This window comes from Streptomyces parvulus (assembly GCF_014648855.1).
In the GTDB taxonomy this organism is placed as follows: domain Bacteria; phylum Actinomycetota; class Actinomycetes; order Streptomycetales; family Streptomycetaceae; genus Streptomyces; species Streptomyces parvulus.
Genome location: NZ_BMRX01000006.1, coordinates 362,344 through 381,242, shown reverse-complemented (window position 1 = coordinate 381,242; position 18,899 = coordinate 362,344). Strand labels below are relative to the sequence as shown.

At 71.7% G+C, this 18,899-nt stretch carries 15 protein-coding genes; 6 read left to right on the top strand and 9 right to left on the bottom strand.

Annotated features, from left to right (window positions below; all coding sequences use genetic code 11):
* Nucleotides 1-120: 120 nt before the first annotated feature.
* Nucleotides 121-843, top strand: coding sequence for a hypothetical protein (locus IE108_RS13880; RefSeq protein ID WP_189397652.1), 723 nt, complete (start codon nt 121-123; stop codon nt 841-843).
* A gap of 72 nt (nt 844-915) precedes the next feature.
* On the opposite strand, the gene IE108_RS13875 is transcribed toward IE108_RS13880, so the two are convergent.
* From IE108_RS13875 to IE108_RS13860, 4 genes are all read right to left on the bottom strand, one after another.
* Nucleotides 916-2,610, bottom strand: a complete 1,695-nt coding sequence (locus tag IE108_RS13875) for a glycoside hydrolase family 13 protein (protein WP_064727570.1) — start codon at nt 2,608-2,610, stop codon at nt 916-918.
* Nucleotides 2,611-2,727: 117 nt separating this feature from the next.
* The gene (locus IE108_RS13870) at nt 2,728-3,639 is read right to left on the bottom strand and encodes a sugar ABC transporter permease (RefSeq protein WP_064727571.1); all 912 of its coding nucleotides are present in this window, start codon (nt 3,637-3,639) and stop codon (nt 2,728-2,730) included.
* A 13-nt stretch (nt 3,640-3,652) separates the two neighbouring features.
* On the bottom strand, nt 3,653-4,657 hold the full coding sequence (locus IE108_RS13865) for a carbohydrate ABC transporter permease (protein WP_064727572.1): 1,005 nt from the start codon (nt 4,655-4,657) through the stop codon (nt 3,653-3,655).
* 106 nt (nt 4,658-4,763) lie between these two features.
* The gene (locus tag IE108_RS13860) at nt 4,764-6,035 is read right to left on the bottom strand and encodes an extracellular solute-binding protein (protein WP_064727573.1); all 1,272 of its coding nucleotides are present in this window, start codon (nt 6,033-6,035) and stop codon (nt 4,764-4,766) included.
* A gap of 378 nt (nt 6,036-6,413) precedes the next feature.
* Here IE108_RS13860 and IE108_RS13855 point away from each other — a divergent pair, with 378 nt between their 5' ends.
* Entirely contained in the window at nt 6,414-7,448 is a 1,035-nt protein-coding gene (locus IE108_RS13855; RefSeq protein WP_064727574.1) for a LacI family DNA-binding transcriptional regulator, read from the top strand.
* Nucleotides 7,449-7,534: 86 nt separating this feature from the next.
* Nucleotides 7,535-8,389, top strand: a complete 855-nt coding sequence (locus IE108_RS13850; RefSeq protein ID WP_064727575.1) for a phosphatase PAP2 family protein — start codon at nt 7,535-7,537, stop codon at nt 8,387-8,389.
* 37 nt (nt 8,390-8,426) lie between these two features.
* Here IE108_RS13850 and IE108_RS13845 read toward each other — a convergent pair whose 3' ends face one another.
* Entirely contained in the window at nt 8,427-11,420 is a 2,994-nt protein-coding gene (locus IE108_RS13845) for a bifunctional [glutamine synthetase] adenylyltransferase/[glutamine synthetase]-adenylyl-L-tyrosine phosphorylase (protein WP_064727576.1), read from the bottom strand.
* Nucleotides 11,421-11,617: 197 nt separating this feature from the next.
* On the opposite strand from IE108_RS13845, the gene IE108_RS13840 reads away from it, so the two are divergent.
* A complete protein-coding gene (locus IE108_RS13840; RefSeq protein WP_064727577.1) occupies nt 11,618-12,064 on the top strand; it encodes a VOC family protein in 447 nt (148 codons plus the stop codon).
* A 19-nt stretch (nt 12,065-12,083) separates the two neighbouring features.
* On the opposite strand, the gene IE108_RS13835 is transcribed toward IE108_RS13840, so the two are convergent.
* From IE108_RS13835 to IE108_RS13825, 3 genes are all read right to left on the bottom strand, one after another.
* Nucleotides 12,084-13,838 (bottom strand): NAD+ synthase, encoded by a 1,755-nt coding sequence (locus IE108_RS13835; RefSeq protein ID WP_064727578.1) that lies wholly within the window; start codon nt 13,836-13,838, stop codon nt 12,084-12,086.
* 113 nt (nt 13,839-13,951) lie between these two features.
* Complete coding sequence (locus IE108_RS13830; protein ID WP_064727579.1) at nt 13,952-14,578, bottom strand: DUF305 domain-containing protein; 627 nt, start codon at nt 14,576-14,578, stop codon at nt 13,952-13,954.
* Nucleotides 14,575-15,240: a thioredoxin-like domain-containing protein gene (locus IE108_RS13825; protein WP_064727580.1), complete on the bottom strand. Its 666-nt coding sequence runs from the start codon at nt 15,238-15,240 to the stop codon at nt 14,575-14,577. The genes IE108_RS13830 and IE108_RS13825 overlap by 4 nt, the downstream gene beginning before the upstream one ends.
* Before the next feature lie 291 nt (nt 15,241-15,531).
* Between IE108_RS13825 and glnA2 the strand changes: the two genes are divergently transcribed.
* Nucleotides 15,532-16,893 (top strand): gamma-glutamylpolyamine synthetase GlnA2, encoded by a 1,362-nt coding sequence (gene glnA2 / locus IE108_RS13820; RefSeq protein WP_064727581.1) that lies wholly within the window; start codon nt 15,532-15,534, stop codon nt 16,891-16,893.
* A gap of 57 nt (nt 16,894-16,950) precedes the next feature.
* Here glnA2 and IE108_RS13815 read toward each other — a convergent pair whose 3' ends face one another.
* On the bottom strand, nt 16,951-17,514 hold the full coding sequence (locus IE108_RS13815) for a CGNR zinc finger domain-containing protein (protein WP_064727582.1): 564 nt from the start codon (nt 17,512-17,514) through the stop codon (nt 16,951-16,953).
* 85 nt (nt 17,515-17,599) lie between these two features.
* Between IE108_RS13815 and IE108_RS13810 the strand changes: the two genes are divergently transcribed.
* Nucleotides 17,600-18,772: an epoxide hydrolase family protein gene (locus tag IE108_RS13810; protein WP_064727583.1), complete on the top strand. Its 1,173-nt coding sequence runs from the start codon at nt 17,600-17,602 to the stop codon at nt 18,770-18,772.
* Nucleotides 18,773-18,899: the final 127 nt, after the last annotated feature.

Genomic DNA, 18,899 nt, shown 5'->3' with positions numbered 1-18,899 from the left:
AATGCTCTTGCTGAAATCTTCAGAAACCTTGCGGTGACGCAGATGTTAAGGGTTCATCGACCGAAAGGGCAGCCGTCGGGGCGAAGTCGGGGAAGAACTCGCGCCGGCCGGGCCGGGCTGATGGACCGGGTGGACCCGGCCTGGGGCCGCCGCTTCCGCGGCGGCGGCCCGGACGGTGAGGACCCCGCTCCGCCCTGCGGACGGGACCCGCTGGACGGGTTCGCATGGATCGCCGAGTCGTGGCGCGAGCAAACCCCGTACACCAGCCTGGCGTTCTTCCGCGGCGAGGACGTCAGCGCCGAACGGATCGCCCTTCTGTACGGGGCCGACCCCGGCCAGGTCGCCGCCGGGACCCGGCTGGCCGATCTGACCGACATGACCGGCGCCGACCGCGGCCACTGGAGCACGGACTGGGACAGCTGCTGTTTCGGGCAGGCGGGTGACTGGGCGTTCCTGCTCCACCACGACACCCCGCCCGGAGCACGCGCACGCCGGGAAGGGCTCGCCGGGATGGGGGTGTCGGAGACCGTGCACCTGAGCGCCTGCTCCGCGAAGGCCATCTACACCCTGGACTACCTGCGCGACGGCCACCGGATCGACGACGACGGGATCATCGAGCTGATCCACTACGACCGGGGCCGCACCCCCTACGTCCACGGCGGCCGGCTCGACTTCCTCAACCGGGCGATACGCCGCGCCGAACTCGACCACCCCGGGACGACCGACGAGTTCTCCCTCTATTTCCACGCCCTGGAGACCTCCCTCGGACTCCGGCTGCCCAGGCGGGACTTCCAGGAGGGGACGGTCCGGGCCGCCATGTGGGCACCGGGCGGCGGAGGCTGAGCGGCCCGCCGCGCCGCACGCGGCGAGGGCCCGCCGCTGCGGAGGGAGCGGCGGGCCCCGGCGGGCGAGCGGTCAGGCCGTCGTCCACCACACCGTGGTGTCCGCCGGCACCTTCGCCTCGCCGGCCGCCTCGGTCACCTCGTCGCTGGCCAGCAGCACCCGGCCGTGGCCGGGCACCGTCACGGACTCGCCGGTGGTGTTGGCGACGCACACGAAGTCGCCGCGCCGGAAGGCGACGACGCCCTCGGGGGCGCGCAGCCACTCCACCGCGCCGCCCGCGCCCAGGTCCGGCCGGTCGCGGCGGACGGCGAGCGCGGCGCGGTACAGCTCCAGGGTCGAGTCCGGATCGCCGGTCTGCGCCTCGACGCTCAGTTCGCCCCAGCCGGCCGGCTGCGGGAGCCAGCTGCCGCCGTCGCCGAAGCCGTACGACGAACCCGCGCGGGTCCAGGGGATCGGCACCCGGCAGCCGTCGCGGAAGCCGTCCTGGCCTGCGCCGCGGAAGTAGGCGGGGTCCTGGCGCACCTCGTCGGGGAGGTCGACGACGTCCGGCAGGCCCAGTTCCTCGCCCTGGTAAACGTAGGCCGAGCCGGGCAGGGCCAGCATGAGGAGGGTGGCCGCGCGGGCCCTGCGCAGGCCGAGGGCGCGGTCGCCGGCCAGGCGGATCTGGGTGCCGAGGCCGGGCGGGTTGGCGAACCGGGTGGCGTGCCGGGTGACGTCGTGGTTGGAGAGGACCCAGGTGGCGGGGGCGCCGACGGGGCGCATCGCGTCCAGGGTCCGGTCGATGACCGTGCGCAGCTCCCCGGCGTCCCAGTGGGTGCCCAGGTACTGGAAGTTGAAGGCCTGGTGCAGCTCGTCGGGCCGGACGTAGTTCGCGGTGCGCTCGACGGTCGGGGTCCACGCCTCGGCGACGAAGATGCGCTCTCCGCTGTACTCGTCGAGGATCCGCCGCCACTGGCGGTAGATCTCGTGGACGCCGTCCTGGTCGAAGAACGGCATGACATCGTTGCCCAGAAGCTTCAGTTGCTCATGGGATCCCAGGTCCGGGAGGCCCTCCGCCTTCACCATGCCGTGCGCGACGTCGATACGGAAGCCGTCGACGCCCATGTCCAGCCAGAAGCGCAGGATGGAGCGGAACTCGTCGCCGACCGCCGGGTGCTCCCAGTTGAAGTCGGGCTGCTCGGGCGCGAACAGGTGCAGGTACCACTCCCCCGGCGTGCCATCGGGCTCGGTGACCCGGGTCCAGGCGGGCCCGCCGAAGATGGACTCCCAGTCGTTGGGCGGCAGTTCGCCGCTCCTCCCCTTGCCGGGGCGGAAGTGGTACCGGTCCCGGAGCGGGGAGCCGGGGCCCTCGGCGAGGGCGCGCCTGAACCACTCGTACTGGTCGGAGGAGTGGTTCGGCACCAGGTCGACGATGATCCGCAGGCCGAGGCCGTGGGCGTCGCGGATGAGCGCGTCGGCGTCCAGGAGGGAGCCGAACATGGGGTCGACGGCCCGGTAGTCGGCGACGTCGTAGCCCGCGTCGGCCTGCGGCGAGGCGTAGAAGGGGCTGAGCCACACGGCGTCCACGCCCAGGTCGCGCAGGTACGGCAGACGGGTGCGGACACCCTCCAGGTCGCCCATGCCGTCGCCGTTGCTGTCGGCGAAGCTGCGCGGGTACACCTGGTAGATGACCGCGTCCCGCCACCAGTCGCGGCGCCCCGCGACGGTGGCCGTGGCGGAGGAGGTGACGGAGGTGGGGGCCGGTGCGGCGGAAGGCTGCTGGCTCATGGCGTCCTTGATGTGTAACGGAGTTCCGGTCATGGAGGCATGGGTGGGGGCGAGGCGGCCGGCCGCGGTGCCGCGGGGTCGGATCGCACCGCGGCCGGACGTTCTCCCGGTCGGGCGTCAGCCCTTCGTGCCGCCGGCGGTGAGGCCGGCCACCAGGTTCTTCTGCACGAGGTAGAAGAAGGCGGAGACGGGTATCGCCACGAGCACGGCGGTGGCCGCCATCAGGTGGCGCTGCGCGTCGTGTTCGCTGATGAAGCTCTGCAGGCCGACCGCGAAGGTGTACTTCGTGTCGCTGAGCATGAACGTCGAGGCGAAGGCGACCTCGCCGAAGGCGGTGATGAAGCTGTAGAAGCCCGCGACCGCCAGGCCCGGCCGGGCGAGCGGCAGGATCAGCCGGAAGAAGGTCCCGAACGGGCTCAGTCCGTCCACCCGTCCGGCCTCGTCGATCTCGAAGGGGATCGTGTCGAAGTAGCCCTTGAGCAGCCACGCGCAGTACGGCACCGCCGTCGAGCAGTAGACCAGGACCAGGCCGAGGTAGCTGTCGACGAGCTGGAGGTCGGACAGGATCTGGTACATCGGCACGATCAGCACCGCGATGGGGAACATCTGGGTGACCAGCAGCACCCACATCAGCTTGCGGTAGCCGGGGAAGCGCATCCGGGAGACGGCGTAGCCGGTGGTGGCGGCGACCATGACGCCGATGACCGTGGTGCCCAGCGAGACGATCAGCGAGCTCTTCAGCCAGTCGAAGAAGTTCGTGTGCTGGAGCACGAAGGCGTAGTTGTCGAGGGTCATCTTCGACCAGATGCGCCCGGGGTGCAGGTAGTCGTCCTTGTCCGGGCCGAGGGACAGGTAGACCAGCCAGGCGACCGGGAAGAGCGCGACGAGGCTCGCGACGGTCAGGACGCCGTGGGAGGCGAGGGACGCGGCACGGCTGCGCTCGCCGCGCCGGCGGATCCGGGGCGGCTTCGCCGCCGGCTCGGCGACCGGTCCGGCGGGAGCGGTGGTCGGCACTGCGGTGGTGCTCATGGTGGCTCCTGCCTCAGATCGCGAGCTGCTGCTCGTTGCGGTTCAGCCAGCGGCGGTAGAAGGAGGTGAAGACGATCAGGATGGCCAGCAGCAGCATGCCGTAGGCCGCGGACTGCGCGAAGTCGCGGGGCTGCTGGCCGAAGCCCAGGTGGTAGGCCCAGGTGACGAGGATCTGCGCCTCGGGCGCGGAGTTGCCGAACAGCAGGAAGATCACGGCGAACTGGTTGAAGGTCCAGATGATGCCGAGCAGGACGACGGTGGAGCTGACCGAGCGCAGGCCGGGCAGGGTGACGAAGCGGAAGCGCTGCCAGGCGCTCGCGCCGTCCATCTCGGCGGCCTCGTAGAGGCTGTTGTCGATGGACTGGAGGCCGCCGAGCAGGGAGACCATCATGAACGGCACCCCGCACCAGGTGTTCACCATGACCGCGGAGAACCGCTGCCAGAAGGTGTCCTCCAGCCAGGCCGGCGTCGGCAGGTGCAGCCAGTCCAGCGCGGAGTTGACGATGCCGGCGTCGGCGAGCATGAAGCGCCAGCCGAAGACGGTGACGAAGGTGGGCACGGCCCAGGGCAGCACCAGCAGCAGCCGGTAGAAGGTGCGGCCGCGCAGGTTCTGGTTGAGCAGCAGCGCGAGGCCGAGACCGATGAAGAAGTGCAGCCCGACGCAGACGGCCGTCCACACGATGGTCCAGATGAAGTGCGACCAGAAGCGGTCGTACGCCGTCGGGCCCCACAGGATGTCGGCGTAGTTGTCCAGGCCGATGAACTTGTAGGTGGCCTCGATCTCGTTGACGCCGATCGTCCGCGCGGTGTTGAGGCTGTTGGCGTCGGTGAGGGTGAGGTAGAGGCCGTACCCGAGCGGGTACAGCACGAGGACGCCGATCACGACGGCCACCGGCGCGATCATGGCGTAGGCGTACCAGTACTTCTGGTAACCGTCCTTCAGACGGCGGCCGAGGCCGGGCTGCGGCGTGCGGTCACCGCGGCGCTTGCCGGTCGCGCGGTCGATGGTGACTGTCATGGTTCGGCACCTTCGGGAGCATCGGGCTGGGCGGGACGATCGAGGGGTACGGCGCACCGGCCGCCGGGTCCCCTCCCCCCACGCGGGGGACCCGGCGGCCGCGGACTCACTTGGAGAAGTCCGGCACCAGCTTGGCGATCGCGGCCTCGGCGTCGCCCATCCCCTCGTCCAGGGACTTCTTGCCGCCGGCGATCTGCGGGAGCTGCTCGTCCAGCGGGGCCCACAGGGAGCCGTACTCCGGCAGCGCCGGGCGCGGCTGGGCGGCGGGCAGGACCGTCTGGTAGCCGGCGATGCCCGGGTCGGCCTTGACCTTGTCGGTGTAGGCGTCGTCGCGGGTCGGCAGCGTCGAGTTCTTCAGGGCGATGGTCTCCTGGGACTTCGCCGAGGTCATGAAGTTGACGAGCTTGAGCGCCGCTTCCTGGTGGGCCTTGTCGGAGCCCGCGTACACGGAGAGGTTGTGGCCGCCGGTCGGGGCGCCCGCCTTGCCGGTGGAGCCGGCCGGGACGGTGGCGATGCCGAGGTTGTTCTTGTCCTTGAACGCCGAGCCCTTGTAGAAGTTGGTGATCTCCCACGGGCCCTGGACGATCGAGGCGACCTTGCCGCTGACGAACGCCTCCTGGATGTGGGCGTAGGCGTCGGCGGTGGTGTCGGCCTTGTGCAGGCCCTTGCCGTCGAAGAGGCCCAGCCAGGTGCCGTACGCCTTCTTCGCCTCGGGCGAGTTGACGGTGACCTTCTTGCCCTCGGCGTCGACGGTGTCGGTGCCCTCGCCGAACAGGAACGGCTGGCCGTAGTAGCCGGCCGTGGAACCCCAGTAGCCGTCGGCGCCGGTCTTGTCCTTGATGGTGGCGGCGGCCTTCTTGAGGTCGTCCCAGGTCTTGGGGGCCTCGACGCCGGCCTTCGCGAACAGCGCCTTGTTGTAGACGAAGGCGAGGGTGTCGGTGACCAGCGGCACGCCGTAGGTCTTGCCCTCGTACTTGGCCTGCTCGATCAGGTTGGGCTGGAACTTGTCCTGCTCGGCGAGGGCCTCGGTGCCGTCCAGCGGCAGGAAGAAGCCCTTCTTGGCGAAGGCCGGCGTCCAGCCGACCTCGGAGCGCAGCACGTCGGGGGCACCCTTGGAACCGGCGGCGGTGTCGAACTTGTTCTGCGCCTGGTCGAAGGGGACGTTGACGAAGTCGACCTTGATGTCCTTGTTGGCGGCCTCGAACTCCTCGACCAGCGCCTTGTAGGTCGGCGCCTCGTTCGTCGCGTTCGAGGTGTCCCAGTAGGTGATGGTGACCGGTCCGCCGGACTCGCTGTCGCTGTCGCCGTCCCCGCCGCACGCCGTCGCCGCCAGGGCGAGGGACGCCACCAGCGCGGTGGCCGCTATGCCACGCCGCATGAGTTCTCCTTGAGGGTGAAAGCCCGTGTGGTGCAGGGTGCGGGCCCGTCCGCCGCTCCTGCCGCTGCCGACCGCGTCGTTGCTGCCGTCGGGCGACGTGAACGTAACAGCGATGTAAGCGGCGCGAAAGGTCTTGCAGCAAAAAAGTGCAAGGGATCTCCGAAGTTATCCGCGCGTGACCTCCTGGCGACCACCATGAGACGCTTGTTTACAAGGGCCGAGCGGTATCCGGTCGGTTGTGCAAGACTCTGCAAGCTCTTGCCGCCACATTCTTGAGGGAGCGCGATGACGCAGCAGCCCGCCCCGGGCCGGCCAACAGGCCGCCGACGGCGCCCGATCGGTGTGCAAGGCGGCGGCCGACAGGTACAGTCCACCCCTGTGACCACACGGCTTGCCGACATCGCCGCCCAAGCGGGGGTGAGCGAAGCGACGGTCAGCCGGGTCCTCAACGGAAAACCGGGCGTCGCCGCCACCACCCGCCAGTCCGTGCTCGCCGCGCTCGACGTCCTGGGCTACGAGCGACCGGTGCGGCTGCGGCAGCGCAGCGAGGGCCTGGTCGGCCTGATCACGCCGGAGCTGGAGAACCCGATATTCCCCGCGCTGGCCCAGGTCATCGGCCAGGCGCTGACCCGCCAGGGATACACGCCGGTCCTCGCCACCCAGACCCCGGGCGGCTCCACCGAGGACGAGCTGACCGAGATGCTGGTCGACCGCGGGGTGGCCGGCATCATCTACGTCTCCGGGCTGCACGCCGACACCACCGCCGACATGCAGCGCTACGAACGGCTGCGCGCCCAGGGCGTGCCCTTCGTCCTCGTCGACGGATTCTCCTCGAAGGTGCAGGCGCCGTTCATCTCCCCCGACGACCGGGCCGCGATGAGCCTCGCCGTCACCCACCTCGTCTCGCTCGGCCACACCCGGATCGGGCTGGCCCTGGGGCCGAAGCGGTTCGTGCCGGTGCAGCGCAAGATCGAGGGATTCGTCCGCACGGTCCAGGACCAGCTGGACCTCGGCGCGGAGACCGTGGAGAAGGAGTTCGTGCAGCACTCGCTGTACACCCTGGAGGGCGGCCAGGCGGCGGCCGCCGCGCTCATCGGGCGGGACTGCACGGCGGTGGTCTGCGCCAGCGACATGATGGCGCTCGGCGCGATACGGGCGGCGCGGCAGCTCGGCCTCGACGTGCCCAAGGACGTCTCCGTCGTCGGTTTCGACGACTCGCCGCTGATCGCCTTCACCGACCCGCCGCTGACGACCGTCCGCAAGCCGGTGCCCGCGATGGGCCAGGCCGCGGTGCGCACGCTCCTGGAGGAGATCGCCGGGACGCCCGCGCCGCACAGCGAGTTCGTCTTCATGCCGGAGCTGGTCGTCCGCGGCTCGACGGCCTCCGCGCCGGGCGAGCGCAACCGCTCCTGACGTCCGCCCTCCGCGCGGCGGATGCGGGCCACAGCGGACGGGGGGATGATCGGTGGGAGAGGGCTTTTCTGGCAGACTTGATGCCTATGGGTGACGCGACCGTGAGGACTCCGGAACGCCGTGCAGAGGCCGTTCCGCACCCCGTCCCGGAGGGGACGGGGCGAGGACTCGTGCGCCGTCTCCGCGCGCCGCGCCGGCCCCGGCTGTGGTTCGAGATCCTGCTGATCGCGGTCAGTTACTGGACGTACTCGCTGATCCGCAACGCGGTACCGGAGCAGCGGTCGCAGGCGCTGCGCAACGCCGACTGGATCTGGCGGGTCGAGCAGCAACTGGGCATCGCCGTCGAGGAGTCGGTGAACCACGCCGTGAACTCGGTGACTTGGCTCATCATCGGGATGAACTACTACTACGCCACCTTGCACTTCGTGGTCACGCTGGGTGTGCTGGTGTGGCTGTACCGCAGCCATCCCGGCCGCTACGCGGCGACCAGGCTCGTCCTCTTCGCCACCACGGGCGTGGCGCTGGTCGGTTACTACCTGTATCCGCTCGCCCCGCCCCGCCTGATGAACGGCGAGCACTTCATCGACACCGTCATGGTCCACCAGACCTGGGGTTCGATGGCGTCCGGCGACCTGAAGAACATGTCCAACCAGTACGCGGCGATGCCGTCCATGCACATCGGGTGGTCCCTGTGGTGCGGGCTGACCATCTTCGCGCTGGCGTCCGTGCCGTGGGTGCGGGTGCTGGGGCTGCTGTACCCGGCGCTGACGCTGGTGGTGATCGTGGCGACCGCCAACCACTTCTGGCTGGACGCGGTGGGGGGCCTGATGTGCCTGGCCTTCGGCTACGCGGTGGCGGCGCTCTGGTACGGGAAACTGCCGTACGCGCTGCCGCGGGTGGTGGCCGCGCGCCGCAGAGCGTGGCTGCCCACCCGGGCGTGACCCGCGGGACGTCACGCCCGCGCGTGACCGCGGGGCCTCACGCGTAGAACAGCTCCTCCACCACCGCGCGCGCCCTGCGTGCCGTGCGCCGGTACTCGTCCAGCATGTCTCCGGCGTGCCCGGGCCCGTGCCCCAGGTAGCGGCCCACCGCGGCCAGCTCGCGCGGGTCGTTGGGGAAGGTGTCGCCGGCCCGGCCGCGGACCAGCATCACCGCGTTGCGCACCCGCGTCGCCAGCACCCACGCCTCGTCGAGGATCGCGGCGTGCTCCGCGGAGATCAGCCCGGCACCGGACGCGGCGGCCAGCGCGGCGCGGGTCCGGGTGGTGCGCAGCCCGGCCTCGGTGTGCCCGTGCCGCAACTGGGCCAGCTGCACGGTCCACTCCACGTCGGTCAGGCCGCCCGGCCCCAGTTTGGCGTGCAGCTTGGGGTCGGCGCCGCGCGGCAGCCGCTCGGACTCCATGCGGGCCTTGAGCCGCCGGATCTCCCGGACGTCGTCGTCGCCGAGCCCGTCCGCCGGGTAGCGCAGCGGGTCGACCAGCTCGGTGAAGCGCCGCCCCAGGTCCGCGTCGCCGGCCACGAACTCGGCCCGCAGCAGCGCGTGCCGCTCCCACACCAGCGACCAGCGCCGGTAGTACGCCTCGTACGACCTGAGCGTCCGCACCAGTGGCCCGGACTTGCCCTCGGGCCGCAGGTCGGCGTCGATCAGCAGCGGCGGGTCGGCGCTGGGCACCTGGAGCAGGCGGCGCAGCTCGGCGACGACCTTGTTGGCCGCGTCCCCGGCCTCCCGTTCGTCGACGCCCTCCCGGGGCTCGTGCACGAAGAGCACGTCGGCGTCCGAGCCGTAGCCCAGCTCGTGCCCTCCGAACCGGCCCATGCCGATGATCGCGAACCGGGTGGGCAGGGTGTCGCCCCAGCCCTCCCGCACGACCGCCCGCAGCGTCCCCGCCAGCGTCGCCGCCGTCAGGTCGGACACCGCGTCGCCGACCAGGTCCACCAAGGCGCCCTGGTCGGCCTCGACCGGGTGCGCCTCGGTGCCGTAGGAGCCCACGATGTCCGCGGCGGCCGTGCGGAACAGCTCCCGGCGCCGCACGCCGCGGGCGGCGGTGACCGCCTGTTCGCCGCCGTCGGCACGCCGGACCGCGGCCAGTATCTCCTGCTCCAGCTGGGGGCGTCCGCGCGGCGCCAGTCCCCCCGCGGCGCCGTCCCCGAGCAGCGCGACCGCCTCCGGGGCCCGCATCAGCAGGTCGGGGGCGAGGCGGCCGGCGGAGAGCACGCGGGCCAGGTTCTCGGCGGCGGCGCCCTCGTCCCGCAGCAGCCTCAGGTACCAGGGGGTCTTGCCGAGGGCGTCGGAGACCTTGCGGAAGTTGAGCAGGCCCGCGTCCGGGTCGGCGGAGTCCGCGAACCAGCCGAGGAGCACGGGCAGCAGGGTGCGCTGGATGGCCGCCTTCCGGGTGACGCCGGACGCCAGCGCCTCCAGGTGCCGCAGGGCGGCGGCCGGGTCGGCGTACCCGAGGGCGACCATGCGTTCGCGGGCCGCCTCGGGGCTGAGCCGGGCCTCGCCTGGGGCGAGCTGGGCGACGGCGTCGAGCAGCGGCCGGTAGAACAGCTTCTCGTGCAGCCGGCGCACCACGGAGGCGTGCCGCCGCCAGGCCCGCTGGAGCCCCTCCACCGGGTCGGTGCGCAGGCCCAGGGAGCGGCCGAGGCGGCGCAGGTCCGCCGGGTCCTCGGGCACCAGGTGGGTGCGCCGCAGCCGGTGCAGCTGGATGCGGTGCTCCATGGAGCGCAGGAAGCGGTACGCCTCGTCGAGCTGCGCGGCGTCCGCCCGGCCCACGTACCCGCCCGCGGCGAGCGCCTCCAGGGCGTCCAGCGTGGTGCCGCTGTGCAGGGAGGTGTCGGACCGCCCGTGCACCAGCTGGAGCAGCTGTACGGCGAACTCGACGTCCCGCAGGCCGCCGGGGCCCAGCTTGAGCTGGCGGTCGATCTCGGCGGCGGGGATGTTCTCCACCACCCGGCGGCGCATCTTTTGCACGTCGGCGACGAAGTTCTCGCGGTCGGCGGCCTGCCAGACCAGGGGCTGGAGGGCGGCCACGTACTCGGCGCCGAGGCCGGGGTCGCCGGCCACCGGGCGGGCCTTGAGCAGCGCCTGGAACTCCCAGGTCTTGGCCCAGCGCTGGTAGTACGCCACATGGCTGCTGAGGGTGCGCACCAGCGGGCCGTTGCGGCCCTCGGGGCGCAGGTTGGCGTCGACCGGCCAGATGGAGCCCTCGACGGTCGTCTCGGAGCAGATCCGCATCATGTGCGAGGCCAGCGAGGTCGCGGCCCGCAGCGCCTTGGTCTCGTCGGCGTCGCCGGCCGCCTCGCCCACGAAGATGACGTCGACGTCGGAGACGTAGTTCAGCTCGTGTCCGCCGCACTTGCCCATCGCGATCACGGCCAGCCGGCACAGCGCGGCGTCGTCGGGCGCGGCCTCCTCGGCGATGGCCAGGGCGGCGCGCAGCGTGGCGGTGGCGAGGTCGGCCAGCTCGGCGGCGGTCTCGGCGAGGTCGATGGTGCCGCACACGTCGCGGGCGGCGATCGACAGCAGGCAGCGCCGGTAGGCGACGCGCAGGGCGACGGGGTCGGCGGCCTCGGCCAGGCCGCGCTCGAACTCCTCGACGCCGGGGTGCAGGTCGCGCGGCTCGTAGGTGACCAGGGCCTGCCAGTCGCCGGCGTGCCGGGCGAGGTGGTCGGCGAGGGCCTCGGAGGCGCCGAGCACGCCGAGCAGGCGGTCGCGCAGCGGCTTGGCCGCTATCAGGGTGTCGAGCAGCTCCTGGCGGGCGGTGGGGTCGGGCTGCGCCTCCAGGAGCCGCACCAGGCCGTGCAGCGCCTGGTCCGGGTCGGCGGTGGCGCCGAGGGCCTCCAGGAGCACGGGGTCGGAGCGGACCTCGGCCAGCTCCACGCCGTCCAGCAGCCTCTCGGCGGCGGAGGGATCGGTGAAGCCGTGCCGCAGCAGCCGCGTGAAGGTACTGCTCCTGCGCCCCGGCGCCGTCATCTCGGCCTCCTGTCGGACCTGTGGGAGTGACTGGTGGGATGGACCCGTGGGACCCGTGGGATCAAGGTCGTAGAGCGAGCGTAACCGGGGAACGGCCGCGGGGCACCGAACGGGCGGCGTCACCGGCGGGAAGCCGTTAGCTTGTTGTACACCGCGGCCGGCGCCGGAGCCGGCCCGGACGCCGAAGGAGTCATGCCATGGACTTCACCCTCGAGGTCGTTCCGCTGCCCGTGAGTGACATCGACCGGGCCCGGGACTTCTACCGGGACAAGGTCGGCTTCCACGTCGACATCGACCAGGAGGTCATGCCGGGGATGCGCATCGTCCAGCTGACGCCCCCGGGCTCGGGCTGCTCGATCGCGCTCGGCGACGCCATCTGGGACATGGCGCAGGGCCAGACCCGGCCGGAGCCGGGCTCGTACCAGGGCCTCCAGCTGTGCGTCGCCGACATCAAGGCGGCCCACGCCGAGCTGTCCGGGCGGGGCCTGGACGTCTCCGAGCCGGTGCAGTACGCCCCGGACGACGGCGCGACCTTCATGTACTTCAAGGACCCGGACGGCAACGGCTGGGCGGTCCAGGAGTACCGGCGCCGGGTGACCGAGCCGCTGCACAAGGTGCTGGCGGACCAGCGGCCCCGGGGCTGACCGGGGCCGTGCCGCCGTCTCAGCCGGTCTCCCGCCAGCGGTTGGTGACCGGCAGGCGGCGGTCCTTGCCGAAGCCCTTGGCCGAGATCTTGGTGCCCGGCGGGTACTGGCGCCGCTTGTACTCGGCGGTGTCCACCATGCGCAGCGTCCTCGTCACCAGGTCGCGGTCGTACCCGGCGGCGACGATCTCGTCCGCGCCCCGGTCCCGGTCGACGTACAGGGCGAGGATCGCGTCCAGCACCGGGTAGTCCGGCAGCGAGTCCGTGTCGACCTGGCCGGGGCGGAGTTCCGCGCTCGGCGGCTTGGTGATCGAGTTCTCGGGGATCGGCGGTGTCTGCCCGCGGGCCTCGGCCGCCCGGTTGCGCCATTCGGAGAGCCGGAAGACGGAGGTCTTGTAGACGTCCTTGATCGGCCCGTACGCGCCGACCGAGTCGCCGTACAGCGTCGAGTAGCCCACCGCCAGCTCCGACTTGTTGCCGGGCGCAAGGACCAGGTGGCCCTCCTGGTTGGAGAGCGCCATGAGCAGGGTCCCGCGCAGCCGGGACTGGAGGTTCTCCTCGGCCAGGCCGGTCAGGCCCAGGGCTCCCATGTAGGCGTCGAACATCGGCCCGATGGCGACGGTGCGGTAGTGCAGGCCGGTGCGCCGGGCCAGCTCGGCCGCGTCGTCCTTGGAGTGCTCGGAGGAGTACCGGGAGGGCATGGACACGCCGTGCACGTGTTCCGCGCCGAGCGCGTCGCAGGCGATCGCGGCGACCAGCGAGGAGTCGATGCCGCCGGAGAGGCCGATGAGTACGGAGCGGAAGCCGTTCTTCGTGACGTAGGCGCGCAGGCCGGCGACGAGCGCCGAGTAGACCTCCGCGTCGTCGTCCAGCGGCTCGGCGCGGCCGCCGGAGAGCCGGGGGCCGTCCTCCGCCACCGGCTCCTCGGAGAGCACGGCCCGGTCGACGCGCAGTCCGTCGTCCACCACGCCGGCCGGTGCCCGCGGGTCGGCGGCCGGGAGGTCGAGGTCCAGGACCACGCACTCCTCGGTGAACTGCGGGGCGCGGGCCACGACGGCGCCGTCCCGGTCGACAACGATCGAGTCGCCGTCGAAGACCAGTTCGTCCTGCCCGCCGGTCATGGCGAGGTAGGCCGTGGTGCAGCCGGCCTCCTGAGCGCGCTTGCGCACCAGTTCGAGGCGGGTGTCGTCCTTGTCGCGCTCGTACGGGGAGGCGTTGACGGAGAGCAGCAGACCGGCCCGGGCCGAGCGGGCGGCCGGCACCCGGCCGCCGTCCTGCCACAGGTCCTCGCAGATGGCGAGGGCCACGTCGACGCCCCGCACCCGGACCACGGGCATGGTGTCGCCGGGGACGAAGTAGCGGAACTCGTCGAAGACGCCGTAGTTCGGCAGGTGGTGCTTGGCGAAGGTGAGCGCCACCTCGCCGCCGTACAGCACGGCCGCCGCGTTCTGCGGGGCGCCGGCCGGCTGGCCGTACTTCGGCCGGGCGGTCGCCGAGCGGTCCAGGTAGCCGACGACGACCGGGAGGCCTCCGAGGCCCTCCGCGGCGAGGCGCGCGGCGAGGGCGCGCAGGGCGGCGCGGGAGGCCTCCACGAACGACGACCTGAGGGCCAGGTCCTCCACGGGATACCCGGTGAGCATCATCTCGGGGAACGCCACCAGGTGGGCTCCCCGGTCGGCGGAGTGCCGGGTTTGGCGCAGGACCGCCTCCGCGTTCGCGTCGAGGTCGCCGACGGTCGAGTCGATCTGGTTCAGGGCGAGTCGTAGTCGAGGCACGCGGCCCAGTGTAATCGTCAGAACGACGCAATGGGGTTGCGCGCCCGTGTCCGTCTCGTGTCAGGGGCTGCGCGGTCACCCTGGGGGTCGCGGTCACGCGCGGGGCTGCGCGGTCACGCCCGGGGCTTCGCGCCCCGCTCGGCCAGCAGGTCCGCCATCAGCCGGATCTCCGACTCCTGGGACTCCACCATCCCGCCGGCCAGGCGCTTCTCCACGCCGACCGAGCACTTCTCGACGCACCCCTTGGCCATGTGGACGCCGCCCTTGTGGTGCTCGGTCATCAGCTGGAGGTAGTAGACCTCGGCCCGCTTCCCGTTCAGCGTGCCGAGCCTCTCCATCTCGGCGTCGGTGGCCATGCCCGGCATCAGGGAGCCCTCGCCGGCGGACGGCGCGCCGCCCATGCCCATCCAGCTCATCGGCGGGTCGGACGACACCTTCGGCAGCCCCCACAGGTCCAGCCAGCCGATCATCATGCCGCGCTGGTTGGCCTGGGTCTGCGCGATGTCGTAGGCGAGCCGGCGCACCTCCTCGTCGTCGGTGCGGTCGCGCACGACGTACGACATCTCCACGGCCTGCTGGTGGTGGACGGACATGTCCCGCGCGAAGCCGGCGTCCGCGGAGTCGGCGGAGGGCACCCGGTCGGCACCGTCGTCGCCCGCGACGGCGTAGGTGATCGCGCCGGCCGCGACGAGGACCGCGGCGGCGGCCCCCGCGGTCCAGCCGGCCCGTTTGGGTGTCACTGGGAGAGTCCGCCCGTGCACGCGGCCCCCGGCTCGGGGGTCTGCTCGCCCTGGACGAACTTCTCGAAGAACTTGTCCACGTCCGGGTCGTCGGCGCCGGTCACCGTGCGCTGGTGGCCCCAGGCGGTGAGCATGATCGGGTCCTGCTGCTTGTCGTCCGGGCTCATCAGCGAGTACGGCGTCTTCTTGACCTTGGCGGCCAGCTTCTCGACGTCGGCCTTGTCGGCGGCGTCGGTGTACGTCACCCACACGGCCCCGTGTTCCAGCGAGTGCACGGCGTTCTCGTTGTTCAGCGGCTTGGTGTAGACGTCGCCGTTGCAGTTCATCCAGACCTGGTTGTGGTCGCCGCCGACCGGGGGGTCCACGGGGTAGGAGACCTTCTTGGTGACGTGATTGCGGGCCAGGTCGCCCTTCCAGGTCTTCACGCCGTCCGCGCCGGTGACGAACTTGCCGGCGGTCTTGCCGTCGGACGCGGTGTCGCCGGAGTCGTCGGACTGCCCCCGGACGAGGAAGACGCCGCCGACGACGAGACCGGCGACCACCACGGTGCTGACCGCGATCGTGAGGATCCGGTTCCGGCGCTCGCGTGCCTCCTCCGCACGCCGCATCTCGGCTATGCGGGCCTGTCGCGCCGTGTTGCTGCTCTTCTTCGCGGAACCCATGGGGTGCAGCCCTTCTGGGAAGTCTTCTGCCGTCAAGCGGGTGGCCGGGTCCGCTGATCGTAAGGGCGGAAGGCCGCTCCTTCGTAGGGAGATCACAACATCGGTCCCGGCCGGATCCCCGGAATGGCCCGATCGAACAGGTGGCCTCTACGCTGCGGTCATGGGGTGGGCCGGCCGGCCGGGGCCCGCAACGCGTTCGAAACGGCGCTGTGGTGTGATGCTGAGGTGCCCGACCGCCTCCCGCCGTACCGGGGACAGGCGGCCTGACCAGCGAGGATGGGGAAGCGGAAGATGGACAAGCAGCAGGAGTTCGTGATCCGGACGCTGGAGGAGCGCGACATCCGGTTCGTGCGTCTCTGGTTCACCGACGTGCTGGGCTTCCTCAAGTCCGTCGCCGTGGCCCCCGCGGAGCTGGAGCAGGCCTTCGACGAGGGCATCGGCTTCGACGGCTCCGCCATCGAGGGCTTCGCGCGGGTCTACGAGTCCGACATGATCGCCAAGCCCGACCCGTCGACCTTCCAGGTCCTGCCCTGGCGCGCGGAGGCTCCCGGCACGGCCCGGATGTTCTGCGACATCCTGATGCCGGACGGCTCCCCGTCCTTCGCGGACCCGCGCTACGTCCTCAAGCGCGCGCTGGCCCGCACCTCGGACCTGGGCTTCACCTTCTACACCCACCCGGAGATCGAGTTCTTCCTGCTGAAGGACAAGCCGGTCGACGGCTCGATCCCCACCCCGGCCGACAATTCCGGCTACTTCGACCACACCCCGCAGAACATCGGCATGGACTTCCGCCGCCAGGCGATCACCATGCTGGAGTCGATGGGCATCTCGGTGGAGTTCTCCCACCACGAGGGCGCGCCGGGCCAGCAGGAGATCGACCTGCGCTACGCGGACGCGCTCTCGACGGCGGACAACATCATGACGTTCCGCCTGGTGATGAAGCAGGTGGCGCTGGAGCAGGGCCTCCAGGCCACGTTCATGCCGAAGCCCTTCTCCGAGTACCCGGGCTCGGGCATGCACTCGCACCTCTCGCTCTTCGAGGGCGACCGCAACGCGTTCTACGAGTCGGGATCCGAGTACCAGCTCTCCAAGGTCGGCCGCTCCTTCATCGCGGGCCTGCTGCGGCACGCGGCGGAGATCTCGGCGGTCACCAACCAGTGGGTGAACTCGTACAAGCGCATCTGGGGCGGCTCCGAGCGCACCGCCGGCGCCGGCGGCGAGGCCCCGTCCTACATCTGCTGGGGCCACAACAACCGCTCGGCGCTGGTCCGCGTCCCCATGTACAAGCCCGGCAAGACCGGTTCGGCCCGCGTCGAGGTCCGCTCCATCGACTCGGGCGCCAACCCGTACCTCACCTACGCCGTCCTGCTGGCCGCCGGCCTCAAGGGCATCGAGGAGGGCTACGAGCTGCCGCCGGGCGCGGAGGACGACGTCTGGGCCCTCTCCGACGCGGAGCGCCGCGCGCTGGGCATCGAGCCCCTCCCCCAGAACCTCGGCGAGGCCCTCGCCCTGATGGAACGCAGCGACCTGGTCGCCGAAACCCTGGGCGAGCACGTCTTCGACTTCTTCCTCCGGAACAAGCGGCAGGAGTGGGAGGAGTACCGGTCGCAGGTGACGGCGTTCGAGCTGCGGAAGTCGCTGCCGGTGCTGTAAGGACGCCTCAGCGAGGCAAGGGGCCGGCGGCCGGGTGCCGTCGGCCTGCTCCGCCGGTCACGTGGTCCCGCGGTGGCTTGCGTTGAAGCGGGCCTTTTTCTGGCGGTTTCCGCAGGTGTTCATGTCGCACCATCTGCGGGTGCGGCTCTGGCTGGTGTCGAAGAAGGCGGCCCGGCAGGTCGGTGACGCGCACAGGGCCAGCCTTCCGTCCCGTTCGCCCGCGATGACGCCGACCGCGTCTGCGGCGACGACGCTCAGGGCGTCCTCCACGGACGACGTCGCGCCGAGGCGCCACCGCCGCTCGCCCTCGGGGGTCAGGACGGCGGCGGCCCGGCCCCGGGCGCTGTAGTCGTTGATGACCCGGACCGCGGAGGCGGGGAGCGGTTCGTGGAGGGCGGCCGCGGTCGCGGCGGCGTGGATCGACTCCCGCAGCTCCCGGGCGCGTTCGAGCTGGGCGGTGGTGCAGGAGCCCACCGCGAGACCGCTCACCGTCAGCCAGTCGACGAGCCGTTCCGGCGTGGGGATGCGCTCCACGGGGTCGCCCTGACGCTCCGACAGCGTCCCCGTGAAGCTCGTCGCCAGCACCTCGCCGAGGCGGAATTCGGGGAAGCGAGCACTCATGGAACCACCTTAGCCGGTTGCGTGGTGTCTTCCATCACTGTTAGAACCGTCTTAGACGGTTCCATGGCGGCGATCGGGAGACCTCATGACTCACGGCGAGGTGCGGGCGTTCGACTCCCGCGCGGCCGACGGCGATCTCGACGACCTGCGGGCCCGGCTCGCGGCGGCCCGGCTGCCGGAGGCCGAGACGGTGGACCGGGCCGCGACCGGACGGCACAGGTGGGAGCAGGGCGTTCCGCTGGCCGACCTCGTGGATCTCGTGGACTACTGGCGCACCGGGTACGACTGGCGGGCGTTCGAGGCGCGGCTCGACCGGATCGGCCAGTTCCGCACGAGCGTCGACGGACTGGGCATCCACTTCCTGCACCGCCGGTCCCCCCGCGCGGACGCGACGCCCCTGGTCCTGACCCACGGCTGGCCGGGCAGCGTCGCCGAGTTCGCCCATGTGGTGGACGAGTTGGCGGACCCGCCCGACCCCGGCGCGCCGGCCTTTCACGTCGTGGCGCCCTCGCTGCCCGGTTTCGGCTACAGCGACAAGCCGGCCACCACCGGGTGGGGGACCGAGCGGATCGCGGCCGCCTGGGTGGAGCTGATGGGCCGGCTCGGCTACGACGGGTTCCTCGCCCACGGCGGCGACTGGGGCGGCGTGATCACCACGATCCTCGGCGGCAGGTTCCCGGACCACGTCATCGGTATCCACACCACGACCGCGCAGGCGCCGCCCGGACTGACGACGGACGGACTGACGGCCACCGAGCGCGCATGGGCCGAGGGGACCCGCGACTTCTGGCGCCACCGCGCGGCGTACGCGAAGCAGCAGGCGACCCGCCCGCAGACCATCGGCTACGCGCTCGTCGACTCACCGGTGGGCCTGCTCGCCTGGATCCTCGACAAGTTCGCCGAGTGGACGGACACCGGGGACAGCCCGTTCGAGACGGTCTCCCGCGACCGCCTCCTCGACAACGTCACCCTGTACTGGCTGAACCGGACCGGCGCGTCGGCGGCCCGGATCTACCACGAGAGCCACGACTCCCTCGATCCCGGACTCCGGGTCGACGTCCCGTCGGCGATCACCGTGTATCCCCGTGACATCGAGAGGTGCCCGCGGGTGTGGGCGCGGGAGCGGTTCCGCCGGATCGTCCGGTGGGGGGAGCCCGAAACGGGGGGACATTTCCCGTCGCTCGAGGTTCCCGGGTATTTCGTCGGGGATCTGCGGGAAGGGCTGGCGGCGGTACTGGCCGCGGGTGGCGGTCGCTGACGGGGGCGGGGCCGTTCCCGAAAAACCGCCGTATCCGCACACCCTTCATCCGACGGTCGCACGTGCGGCGCCCGACGCGCGCGGACCGGCTCCGACGCGTCCGTGTACGTCCCTGGACGTCTCCCTC

What these genes read in the sequence shown, in the direction of transcription:
- IE108_RS13880 (WP_189397652.1), top strand. Translation starts at nt 121, where the DNA reads ATGGACCGGGTGGACCCGGCCTGGGGCCGCCGCTTCCGCGGCGGCGGC.
- IE108_RS13875 (WP_064727570.1), bottom strand. Translation starts at nt 2,610, where the DNA reads ATGAGCCAGCAGCCTTCCGCCGCACCGGCCCCCACCTCCGTCACCTCC.
- IE108_RS13870 (WP_064727571.1), bottom strand. Translation starts at nt 3,639, where the DNA reads ATGAGCACCACCGCAGTGCCGACCACCGCTCCCGCCGGACCGGTCGCC.
- IE108_RS13865 (WP_064727572.1), bottom strand. Translation starts at nt 4,657, where the DNA reads ATGACAGTCACCATCGACCGCGCGACCGGCAAGCGCCGCGGTGACCGC.
- IE108_RS13860 (WP_064727573.1), bottom strand. Translation starts at nt 6,035, where the DNA reads ATGCGGCGTGGCATAGCGGCCACCGCGCTGGTGGCGTCCCTCGCCCTG.
- IE108_RS13850 (WP_064727575.1), top strand. Translation starts at nt 7,535, where the DNA reads ATGGGTGACGCGACCGTGAGGACTCCGGAACGCCGTGCAGAGGCCGTT.
- IE108_RS13845 (WP_064727576.1), bottom strand. Translation starts at nt 11,420, where the DNA reads ATGACGGCGCCGGGGCGCAGGAGCAGTACCTTCACGCGGCTGCTGCGG.
- IE108_RS13840 (WP_064727577.1), top strand. Translation starts at nt 11,618, where the DNA reads ATGGACTTCACCCTCGAGGTCGTTCCGCTGCCCGTGAGTGACATCGAC.
- IE108_RS13825 (WP_064727580.1), bottom strand. Translation starts at nt 15,240, where the DNA reads ATGGGTTCCGCGAAGAAGAGCAGCAACACGGCGCGACAGGCCCGCATA.
- glnA2 (WP_064727581.1), top strand. Translation starts at nt 15,532, where the DNA reads ATGGACAAGCAGCAGGAGTTCGTGATCCGGACGCTGGAGGAGCGCGAC.
- IE108_RS13815 (WP_064727582.1), bottom strand. Translation starts at nt 17,514, where the DNA reads ATGAGTGCTCGCTTCCCCGAATTCCGCCTCGGCGAGGTGCTGGCGACG.
- IE108_RS13810 (WP_064727583.1), top strand. Translation starts at nt 17,600, where the DNA reads ATGACTCACGGCGAGGTGCGGGCGTTCGACTCCCGCGCGGCCGACGGC.